The organism is Mesonia aquimarina (assembly GCF_003667275.1).
GTDB classification, from domain to species: Bacteria; Bacteroidota; Bacteroidia; order Flavobacteriales; family Flavobacteriaceae; genus Mesonia; species Mesonia aquimarina.
Genome location: NZ_RCNV01000009.1, coordinates 153,919 through 164,847 on the forward strand (window position 1 = coordinate 153,919; position 10,929 = coordinate 164,847).

A 10,929-nucleotide genomic window follows, 5' to 3' on the forward strand; every position below is an offset into this window, starting at 1 on the left:
CGGTTAAAAATTTTATGACGTACAGCAATAAAGAAATTCCTAAATCCATAGAAAAACAAGTTGAAAAAGCGCTAAGTTTTTATCCTGAATTAAAAGAAACTCCAATTTCATTTAAATTCAAAAAAAGCATTAAAAAATCTACCATGCAAGCGCAACCAAGATACGAGAGCTTTTTAAGAAGTAAGAAAAACAGAAGTTACATTATTTTAATCAGTGAGAAATTTCATATTGAAGATGAAGAATTTCACATTACCGATGTTGAAGATGATGTATTGATTGGATGGATTGGTCATGAACTTGGCCACGTAATGGATTACAGAGACCGAAGCACACTTGGCATGCTCATTTTCGGAATTAAATATTTATTCTCTAAACGACATATTAAAGAAGTGGAACGTGCCGCAGACACCTTTGCTGTAAAACACGGGATGTATCAATATATTTTAGCCACTAAAAACTTTATTTTGAACAATACCAGCATCAGTCCAACATATAAAGCCCGTATTAAACGACTTTATATGTCGCCCGAAGAAATCATGGAATTGGTCAACAATTTAAAAACGGAAGAGGTCGAGAAAAAAGTTGAAAAAGAAGCCGAAGAAGAAAACCAAACGTTTAGCTATTAGGCTAGTTGTTTTTTAACAAAAGCTTCAAAATCTGTAAACTTTTCGTCGTCCATAACTTTTTCCATTTTTACTTGTCCGCCTTTTTTCTTGTTAGCTCCGCTCCATTCATAAAAAACATCCATGGGAATCAAGTTTACTTTTACTCCTTTTAATGCTTTAGATCGAGCAACTTTATAATTTTTATTGGCATTTTTTAGACTTTCATCTAATGCTTCAGCTAATTTCTGTTCATCAATATTAATTTTTTCGTCGGTACCTAAATGCCAGACGTGATAAAATTCACCATCGATTTTTACAGCTGCAACAGTAAATTCAGGCAATTCGATATCAAATTTTTGTTCAACTTCCTGCACCGCATCATTCATCTTATTTACCGAAAGTTGTGAGCCTACAACATTTAGAAAAAACTTGGTTCTACCGGTAATTCTAATTTCAGCTTTTGCTACATCAGTAAACGCAATGGTATCGCCAATTAAATAACGCCAGGCTCCCGAAACCGTACTAATTAGTAATACATAATCTTTATCTTTCTCTACTTCTTCTAAATTTACAACCGGTGCATCTTCGGTTATGGAACCGTCTTGATTGATATAGTCTGGATGAAATGGAACAAACTCAAAATATACCCCATTATCGGTAATCAATTGCATTGCTGAGGTACTAGGACGCGTTTGGCAAGCCATAAAACCTTCTGATGCTAAATACGTATCTATTACCGTTATGGGGTGAGCCAATAAAGCATTAAAACTTTTTTCATAAGGCTCAAAAGCTACCCCCCCGGAAGTGTACACTTGTAAATTTGGCCAAACTTCGTGAATATTTTCTACCTTGTGGTATTTTATTACAGCCTTTAGCATTAACTCCATCCAAGACGGAATTCCGCTTAGGGCACCAATATCCCAGTTTTTAGCATTTTCGGCAATATGTTTTACACGCTCATCCCAATCGTCTATTTTAGCTATTTCTTCTCCCGGTTTATAATATCCGCGAAACCAAAATGGAATATTACTAGCGCTAATTCCACTAATTTCACCTTCTAAATGGTCTTCTTTTTTTTGAAGATTAGTAGAACTTCCCAACATCATAATTTCTTTTTCAAAGAAATCTGAAGGAAGATCAAAATTAGAAAGTGCCGTAACTTGTTTTATCCCCGCTTGTCTAATCGCATCTAACATATCATCGGTTACCGGAATTTTTTTACTGGTCTTCCCGGTAGTTCCAGAGCTTATTGCATAATAAGATGGCGCCCCCGGCCAGGTAATATCTTCTAAACCTTCGTGTAATTTATACCACCACTCTTCTTGCATTTTATGATAATCAAAATAAGGAATCTTCTCTTGAAAAGCTTTTTGTTGATTTTCGCTTTCAATAATTCGCTGAAAACCATAATATTTTCCAAAAGCAGTATTTTTAGCTTTCTTTAATAAATTATGGAGCACTTTTTTTTGATTTTCTATCGGATTATTTTCGGTAGAAATACTTCCGGTAACATCGATAACTCCTTTGATAATTGAACCTATTATAGCCATTGCTTTATATTAAAAGTGGGTTATCAAATATATATTGAAATGAGTTTGGAGCGAAAAATAGCGCTATAAATCTTTGTTAATTAAACTTACGCCTAGTAAGCATTATGGAATAGAAAGTCAATATTTCTTAAAATGCTTAGTTTTTCTTTTTATATCTTTGTCCCTAAATTTATTCAGTTTGAACAAGGAAGTTATTATAGATCGGGTAGCAGAAATTCTTAAAGAAACGCCTACCTCTATGGAAATAGTAAAAAAAGGGGGCAATCGTGATGCACGTTTTCATTATTTAGCAACTCACATGGTTGAGAAAGCTATTGAAAAAGATGCCTTAGTTTTATCTGAAAACGAAATGGGTATTGCTATTTTATTTAGAAATAGTGAAAATCAAGCTAACTTCTGGAAAGATACCATTGAAAACATTAAACTGGTCTTAAACGTTACCGGTTTTAAAAATGTTTCTAAAATTCTGCGGAATCAAAAATATGTAAAAAATCAGCGTCCTAAAGATCAAGATTATTTATACTGTTGGTTTTGGGGAATTGTTAAAGATAGTCGTGGAGCCGATACGCAAGTAGGTAAACAAATGAAAGATGAATTTTTGAGTCGTGCAGATAAATATAACTTACCCTTATTTGCTGAAACGCAAACCAGAAGAAATACAATTGTCTATCAAAAATTTGGTTTTGAGTTGTTTCACACCTGGAATAGACCGGATGGAAAAACGATGTATTTTCTTAAATACGATCCAAAAAAACAAGCAGCTAAGCGAAATTAAGTATATTTTCTATTATTTAATTAAGAAAAAGTAAATACAACTATTTACTGGCAAATAATTTTACATCTTGCTCTTCAATTGTTTTTCCCCCTAAAATAATTAAGCGTTCCACAACATTACGTAATTCTCTGATATTGCCTGTCCAATCATACTCTTGTAGTAGTTTTAACGCTTTATCTGAAAATGTTTTTTCGGGTGTACCTTGTTCTTCAGCTACTTTTTGCGCAAAATAATTTACCAATAGCGGAATGTCTTCTCTACGCTCATTAAGCTCAGGAACATTGATTAAAATCACAGCTAGACGATGGTATAAATCTTCTCTGAATTTTTTCTCTATAATTTCTTCCGATAAATTTTTATTAGTAGCAGCAATAACACGAACATCTACTTTTATGTCTTTATCGCTTCCTACCCGGGATATTTTTTTTTCTTGAAGTGCACGTAGAACTTTTGCCTGAGCAGAAAGGCTCATATCGCCAATTTCATCTAAAAAGATTGTCCCACCGTTTGCCGCTTCAAATTTACCGGCACGATCTTTATTTGCCGAAGTAAAAGCACCCTTAACGTGACCAAATAATTCACTTTCTATTAATTCTGAAGGAATTGCGGCACAATTTACTTCAATCATCGGTCCTTTTGAACGATCACTTTTTTGATGAATCCAATGTGCTACTAATTCCTTTCCGGTACCATTATCTCCGGTTATTAAAACGCGTGCATCGGTTGGAGCTACTTTCTCAATAATATCTTTTATCTGATTTATTTCTTCAGACTCCCCTATCATTTTATAGTTTTTACCAACTTTCTTTTTAAGGCGTTTATTTTCGGTTACTAACTCTTTCCTATCAAGAGCATTACGCACGGTGTTTAATAACCTATTTAAATCTGGTGGCTTAGAAATGTAATCAAAAGCACCGATTTTCATGGTGTTTACCGCCGTATCTATATCTCCATGGCCCGAAATCATGACCATTGGCGTTTCGGGTTTAATTTTTTTAGTAGCTTCTAACACCTCAACACCATCCATTTTGGGCATTTTTATATCACAAAGTACTAAATCGTAATCTTCATTTTTGATCTTTTCCATTCCTGCGAGGCCATCTTCGGCTTCTTCTACGGAATACTCTTTATTTTCTTCAGTTAAAATTTTTATTAAAACTCTACGGATTGCCGCTTCATCTTCTATGACAAGTATTCTAGCCATGTTATATTTTTAATTTAATTCCTGTTCTTACGTAAAAAGCATTATCATTTTCAATTACAAATACATCATCTCGATTATTGTTTCTAATGCGGTATTCGTTATAAATTGTATGACCTGCATAAAGGTAATATAAAATATGTTCTGTAAAATAATGTTCATAACCTATACCCAAGGTTACGTTGGTCATCGAAATATTTTGCCCTACTCTGTTTTTGCCTTCTACTACGATATCTTCTTGAATATTGGCAAAGAAACCATCAAGTGTAGCAAATGTTTGTAGGTGATTTTTTTCATTAAAAGAATAGCGTAATAAAGATTTAGGAACACCGGCAGTATAGGACCAGTTTTCGTCAATTTCCCTAAAATAATTCAATAATGGTATAGGGTAGCCTCTACCCGGAGTGGTGGTATAAATTAAACCGAAAATGATACGATAAGGTTTTCCTAAAGCTACTCCGTTTTCATCTGTATTCTTTACATCATTAATGGCATAAATTGCGCTCAAAAAAATAAAATCGTCACTTCCTAAAGTAGTTTGAAAATTCGAGGCTATTCTCATCCCCGTTTTTACAGCAATTCGCCAATTAGAATTTCTAATTTTTCTGATGTAACCAACTGTAGTTTCTATACGTTGAGTAGATTCAATTGTACTGGTTTCAAAAGGAAAACGATCGTCAAAATCTAAATCTAACTTTCTATATTCCCCTCCAATAACTAAAAAGTCTTCTTCATTTAAAGGAATTGGTAATTGTGCTAAACCTCTAAAACGGTTTAAAGATTGGTTACCATTACTAAATGGAATTCGCAAAAATTCTATGCGCGCTAAATCTGTTGTTTGGGCCTTAGCGGTAATTATAAATGCAAAAAAAGTAAGGCAAAAAATTAAAAGGTTTTTTTTCATAAAATTATCAATCCGTATAACTTAACTCGTAAGCATAGAAAGATACTATTTTTGAATAAAGACAATTAATAATTAACGTTTATTTGGGCTTGAAACCCTCGGAAAAATAAACTTTCGTTAAAACTATTAAGAGTTTTAATATTTTAACCACTTATATAATTCTTTATAGGTTGGTTTTTTACCATACATTAAAATTCCGATTCGATATATTTTAGCCGCTAATAGTGTGACTAAAAATATAGTCCCGATTAAAACCAGCATCGATAATAGAATTTCCCACCATGGCACCCCAAAAGGAATTCGCATTAACATGACAACTGGAGAAGTTAATGGTATAAAAGAAAATATGGTAGAGACAATTCCGTGAGGGTTTTCAATTACCGAAAAGAAACCAACATAAATCCCCAACATTAGCGGAATAATAATAGGAAACATAAACTGTTGTGTATCGGTTTCGTTATCTACCGCCGCACCAATAGCTGCATAAATTGCACTGTATAAAAAATAACCGCCAATAAAATAAAACAGAAAACATAAAATCAGTTTTCCTAAAGGAAGATTAACAATATCTGTTATAATTTTTTGAATTTCTCCATTGGCTGCTTGAGTAACTGCTTGTTGAGAAACTTCCGGTGGTTGAACATCTAAACCAAAAACAGCGCTTAGGCCAAACAATAAAATTCCCCCTAAAATAACCCAAATTAAAAACTGTGTAATACCTGCAAAACTGGTTCCTAAAATTTTGCCCAACATTAATTGCATCGGTTTCACAGAAGAAATTATAATCTCAATTATTCGGTTTGTTTTTTCCTCAATCACACTACGCATAACCATATTCCCATAAATAATGATAAACATCATTAAAAGGTAACCGGCCGCACCGCCAAAAAACATTTTAATGTAATTTGCCATTTTAGAAGTTTGTTCCCCTTCAAAAGTCTCTATTTGCAAATTTACCTTTGTTTTAGCATCAGCTAATTTGGTTAAATCTACGCCATTTTCAACCAAATTAGAATTGGTTAGTTTTGTTGCAATTTTTTGTTCAACACCAGAAATAAATGAATTACTCGGTGCATCTTTTGCGAAAAATTCAATTTTATTCGACAATACTGTTTTATCTTCTTCAACAGGAATATATAACAATCCGTAATATTCTTTAGCATCTACCGAATCTATTGCTTGTTCTAAACTATAAGTAGAATAGTTGATGTAAGTTATATCTTTTGTATCTACAAATTCTTCCTCAAATAAATTTGCCTCGTCGTGTAAACCTACTATCCGTTTCTCGTCATTATTAATACTGCTTAAATAGGCAATAAGTGCGATCATCCCCACCATAATTATGGGACTTAGAAAAGTCATTATCACAAAAGTCTTATTTCTAACGCGGGCTAAATATTCGCGCTGAATGATGAGTTTTAGGTTACGCATGATCGTTAACGGTTTTTATAAAAATATCGTTTACAGAAGGTATTACCTCCACAAAATGGTTTACCACACCATAATTCATTAAAAATGAAAGCAATTCGTTAGGTTGATGTGTTTCAGAAATTTTCACATTTAATCGTACATCTTGATTGATACTGTGGAAATCTGCAGGCAGTACGGTAAACTTTTCATTTATCGCTTGTAAAAATGCCGCATCATCCTTTGTTTGTATAGATATCTGGTATTCATTTGTTTTAAATTGCTGTTTTATATCAGCAACTTTACCATCTAAAACCTTGTTTGACTTATGAATTAATGCCAAAGAATCACACAACTCTTCTACACTTTCCATACGATGTGTAGAAAATAATATGGTAGCACCTTCTTCTCTTAACTGAAGAATTTCATCTTTAATTAAGTTTGCATTTACGGGATCAAAACCACTGAAAGGCTCATCAAAAATTAAGAGTTTTGGTTGATGCAATACCGTTACAATAAATTGTATTTTCTGTGCCATCCCTTTAGAAAGCTCTTGAATTTTTTTATTCCACCAATCGCCAATTTCCAGCCGATCAAACCAATATTGAAGTCTCTTTTTTGCCTCTTGTTTAGAAAGACCTTTTAGTTGTGCCAAGTATAAAACCTGCTCTCCAACTTTCATAGATTTGTATAAACCCCGTTCTTCAGGCAAGTAACCTATATATTGAATATCTTCAGGTTGAAGCGGTGTACCATCTAACAACACTTGGCCTTTATCTGGCATGGTAATTTGATTGATAATTCTAATGAAAGTAGTTTTTCCTGCTCCATTTGGACCTAAAAGGCCAAAAATACTTTGCTGAGGAATTTGCAATGAAAAATCATTTAAGGCGGTAAAATTACCAAATGATTTTGAAACTCCTTCAGCTACTAAAAGATCATTCATAAATATGGTCTAAAATTTTGCGTAACAAATATAGGTATTCAGGTTGAGTTTTAGACAAAAAACAAAACCCACCCTTAAAATTATACAAATTAAGGATGGGAAAAAAAATTGCTATGAAAAAGAAAAATATCACTACAAAATGCTGTAGTGATATTCAAATATATATAAATTTTTGTTAATAAAATGAATTATGAAAACATATCTTTAACTTTTTCAAAGAAAGATTTATCATTTTTTTCTGGATTCGGCTGGAAATTATCGTCATTCTGCATAGTTTCAAAAAACTCCTTTTGCTCTTTAGAAAGTGTTTTAGGTGTCCATACATTTACATGAACCAATAAATCTCCACTACCGTAACCATTAATACTAGGAATACCCTTGCCACGTAAACGAAGTATTTTACCACTTTGAACCCCGGCTTCAATCTTTATACGCACTTTTCCACCTACAGTTTGAATTTCTTTAGAAGCTCCTAAAGCTGCTTCAGAAAAACTTATATATAAATCGTAATGTAAATTATCACCTTCACGTTGCAAATCTGCGTGTGGTTTTTCCTCAATAGCAACTAATAAATCTCCCGCAATTCCATTACCCGGGGCTTCGTTCCCCTTTCCGGCAACTTTCAATTGCATTCCTTCTACAACGCCGGGAGGAATTTTTATAGAAACCGTCTCCTCTTCCATTCGCAAGCCTTGCGCATCTGCGTCTTGAGGCTTTTTATCGATCATTTGTCCAGAACCGCCACAAACATTACAGGGAGATGCGGTCTGCATTCTTCCTAGAATAGTATTGGTGACACGAGTCACTTGCCCTGTACCTTTACAAGTAGAGCAAGTTGTATAGGTTGTACCTGGCGCTTGAATTTTACGTTTTACTTTTATTTTTTTCTCAACTCCCTTGGCAATTTCCTCTAAACTAAGTTTTACACGAATTCTTAGGTTGCTTCCTTTGGCTCTGCGTTGGCCACCGCCGAAACCACCCCCGAAACCGGAGAATCCGCCTCCACCAAAAGCACCGCCAAAAATGTCTCCAAACTGACTAAAGATATCATCCATATTCATTCCGCCTCCGCCGAAGCCTCCAGAACCATCAAAAGCTGCATGACCCATTTGGTCATAACGTGCTTTTTTGTCAGGATTACTTAGCACCTCATAAGCTTCTGCAGATTTTTTAAACATCTCTTCTGCCTTTGGATCATCAGGATTTTTATCGGGATGGTATTTAATTGCCCTTTTCCGATAAGCCTTTTTTATCTCTGCTGCACTTGCGTCTTTACTCAGTCCTAATATTTCGTAATAATCTTCTTTCATCAAAAATCTTCTTTTCTAATTTTGCACTTCTTACTTTCCGGTAACAACTTTAGGATATCGAATTATTTTTTCTCCTAAAGTGTATCCTTTTTCAACTACATCAACAATTTTGCCTTTTAATTTTTTGTCAGGTGCTGGAATTTGTGTTATTGCTTCGTGTAAATCAGCATCAAACTTATCTCCCTTTTTTACATTCATCAAAGTTAAGCCTTTACCCTTAAGTGTTTCTTTTAGCTTATTGCTGATTAACTCAACACCTTTTAATAAATCTTTATCTTTAGATTTTTCAATTTCCGCTAAAGCGCGATCAAAATCATCTAAAACCGGTAACATCGCTTGCATTACTTCTTGTCCGGCGGTTTTAAATAGCTCTACACGCTCTTTACTAGTGCGTCTTTTATAATTCTCGAATTCAGCAAACAGACGCAAAAATTTATCTTTTTCTTTCTCTACTTCATTTTTTAATTGATCTACTTCAGAAAGCTCTTCTTGCTCTTCCTGCTTTTCCTCCTGGGTTTCTACATCTTCAATAGCCTCATCTATAGTCTGTTCCACTTGATCTTTTACAGTTTCGTTTTCTTTATTGGTAGTTTCTTCTTTCTTACTCATGGTAACATTATTTTTTATTTGATTTGGCAAATGTACTGCCAATAAAGAATAATTGTCAAAATGTCACTTTATATTTTTTAATATATATTTAAGAAACTGCGCTATGGAAAACTTTAAATTTGGAGATTACTTAAATCTAAATAATCAAATCATGAAAAAGGCATTTTTAAATGTATTTTTATTGGCAACTATAGGGATAGCTGCCGTTTCTTGTAAAAATGACAAGAAAAACGAAACAGAAGCGAAAGAACCGGAAAAAGTAGCTGAAGCTAGTGAAATGGCAGCTACTTACAAAGTTGACACCGAACAATCTGTTATAAACTGGAAAGGAGCTAAACTTACCGGTGGCGGGCACGAAGGTGTTATTTCTTTTAAAGGAGGTGAACTAAGCATGAATGACAATATGCTAGAACATGGAGAACTTGTTATAGATATGACAAGTATTCAAGTTGAAGATTTAGAAGGTGAAAAGAAACAAAATTTAGAAGCGCACCTTAAGGGCACCGTAGAAGGTAAAGAAGGCGATTTTTTTAATGTAAAGAAATACAACACAGCTACTTTCGAAATTACTGGAATCAATAAGAAAGATGGGATGTATATGTTAAATGGAAACTTAACTTTAAAAGAAAAGACAAACAATATATCTATTCCTGTTCAGGTTGAAAAAAACAATGAAGCTTTACGTCTTTCTAGTGAAGCATTTATGATTGATCGTACAAAATGGGATGTTAATTACGGATCTAAATCTGTGTTTGACGACTTAGTTGGAAACAATGTTATTAATGATGAAATTGAATTACAAGTAAAAGTTTATGCTTCAAAGGTTTAATTAAGGCCCATATCATAAACTTTTTTAATAGAAGAATAACAGGGATCGCGATTCCTGTTATTTTTTTGTCCAATTCTAAATTTTACACATTGTGAAAAGAAGATTTATTTAGTAATAAATTCTTGAAGTAGTTCAAAAGGGGTGACGAGCTCAATGGATTTTAGAGAAATTATAGAAACGTGGATTGAGAAAATGCTGGGAGGAGAATTGATAGTTATCTAGACTTAGACAAGTACCAAAAGACCGAAAATACCAATACCTGTTATGGTTTTGATTAGAAAAATGTAAGAACATCCTCCGGAGAATCCCAAATCCAGCTTGCCAAGGATCGGAACGCTTCCTTTAACTCAGTGATTATTCTTAAACGTGTCATTGTATTGCTCTACGCTAAAGCAATAAGCAATAGCGAAGAACAAATCAAGGGAGAAAGCCATATTTTAGAATTATTCATCAATAAAATTTTAAGAGGCAAATGTAATTGATTTAAAATTGAAAATAAAGGCTTATAATTTATTTCAAGGATATAAAAATAAAATGATTAAGCTTATAGGAATGGCGTTCCTTCGGTCGGGCTATCACTACTCGCTTTTTTACAAACGTTTTGCGTTTTATAAAAAGAGCTCAAACACACCGTTCTATCCCGAACGCAAAACACCAATAAATTATTAAAACAAAAACCCCTTCATCGATTGATGAAGGGGTTTTAAAAAAAGGCGGCGACATACTCTCCCACAATAAGTAGTACCATCTGCGCTAACGGGCTTAACTGCTCTGTTCGGAATGGGAAGAGGTG

At 33.8% G+C, this 10,929-nt stretch carries 10 protein-coding genes and 1 rRNA gene; 3 read left to right on the plus strand and 8 right to left on the minus strand.

The genetic code is table 11. The features are described 5' to 3' along the window. Positions 1 to 14 precede the first annotated feature (14 nt). A complete protein-coding gene (locus D9R05_RS12170; RefSeq protein ID WP_121667511.1) occupies positions 15 to 626 on the plus strand; it encodes a hypothetical protein in 612 nt (203 codons plus the stop codon). On the opposite strand, the gene D9R05_RS12175 is transcribed toward D9R05_RS12170, so the two are convergent. Then, positions 623 to 2,155: a GH3 family domain-containing protein gene (locus D9R05_RS12175; protein ID WP_121667495.1), complete on the minus strand. Its 1,533-nt coding sequence runs from the start codon at positions 2,153 to 2,155 to the stop codon at positions 623 to 625. The two genes, D9R05_RS12170 and D9R05_RS12175, sit on opposite strands and share 4 nt — an antisense overlap. 178 nt (positions 2,156 to 2,333) lie before the next feature. Between D9R05_RS12175 and D9R05_RS12180 the strand changes: the two genes are divergently transcribed. Beyond that, positions 2,334 to 2,930, plus strand: coding sequence for a hypothetical protein (locus tag D9R05_RS12180; protein WP_121667512.1), 597 nt, complete (start codon positions 2,334 to 2,336; stop codon positions 2,928 to 2,930). Between the two features lie 40 nt (positions 2,931 to 2,970). On the opposite strand, the gene D9R05_RS12185 is transcribed toward D9R05_RS12180, so the two are convergent. From D9R05_RS12185 to D9R05_RS12210, 6 genes are all read right to left on the minus strand, one after another. Next, entirely contained in the window at positions 2,971 to 4,134 is a 1,164-nt protein-coding gene (locus tag D9R05_RS12185) for a sigma-54-dependent transcriptional regulator (RefSeq protein ID WP_121667496.1), read from the minus strand. A 1-nt stretch (position 4,135) separates the two neighbouring features. Further along, positions 4,136 to 5,035, minus strand: coding sequence for a DUF6268 family outer membrane beta-barrel protein (locus tag D9R05_RS12190; protein ID WP_121667497.1), 900 nt, complete (start codon positions 5,033 to 5,035; stop codon positions 4,136 to 4,138). 135 nt (positions 5,036 to 5,170) lie between these two features. Then, entirely contained in the window at positions 5,171 to 6,466 is a 1,296-nt protein-coding gene (locus D9R05_RS12195; protein ID WP_121667498.1) for an ABC transporter permease, read from the minus strand. Continuing rightward, complete coding sequence (locus D9R05_RS12200) at positions 6,459 to 7,388, minus strand: ABC transporter ATP-binding protein (RefSeq protein ID WP_121667499.1); 930 nt, start codon at positions 7,386 to 7,388, stop codon at positions 6,459 to 6,461. Before D9R05_RS12200 ends, D9R05_RS12195 begins: the two co-directional genes overlap by 8 nt. A 188-nt stretch (positions 7,389 to 7,576) precedes the next feature. Continuing rightward, positions 7,577 to 8,698: a molecular chaperone DnaJ gene (gene dnaJ / locus D9R05_RS12205; RefSeq protein ID WP_121667500.1), complete on the minus strand. Its 1,122-nt coding sequence runs from the start codon at positions 8,696 to 8,698 to the stop codon at positions 7,577 to 7,579. Positions 8,699 to 8,728: 30 nt separating this feature from the next. Beyond that, positions 8,729 to 9,307, minus strand: a complete 579-nt coding sequence (locus D9R05_RS12210; protein ID WP_121667501.1) for a nucleotide exchange factor GrpE — start codon at positions 9,305 to 9,307, stop codon at positions 8,729 to 8,731. A gap of 103 nt (positions 9,308 to 9,410) precedes the next feature. Between D9R05_RS12210 and D9R05_RS12215 the strand changes: the two genes are divergently transcribed. Next, the gene (locus D9R05_RS12215; protein WP_240463047.1) at positions 9,411 to 10,136 is read left to right on the plus strand and encodes a YceI family protein; all 726 of its coding nucleotides are present in this window, start codon (positions 9,411 to 9,413) and stop codon (positions 10,134 to 10,136) included. A gap of 708 nt (positions 10,137 to 10,844) precedes the next feature. On the opposite strand, the gene rrf is transcribed toward D9R05_RS12215, so the two are convergent. Then, a 5S ribosomal RNA gene (rrf, locus tag D9R05_RS12220) occupies positions 10,845 to 10,929 on the minus strand; the annotation flags it as partial.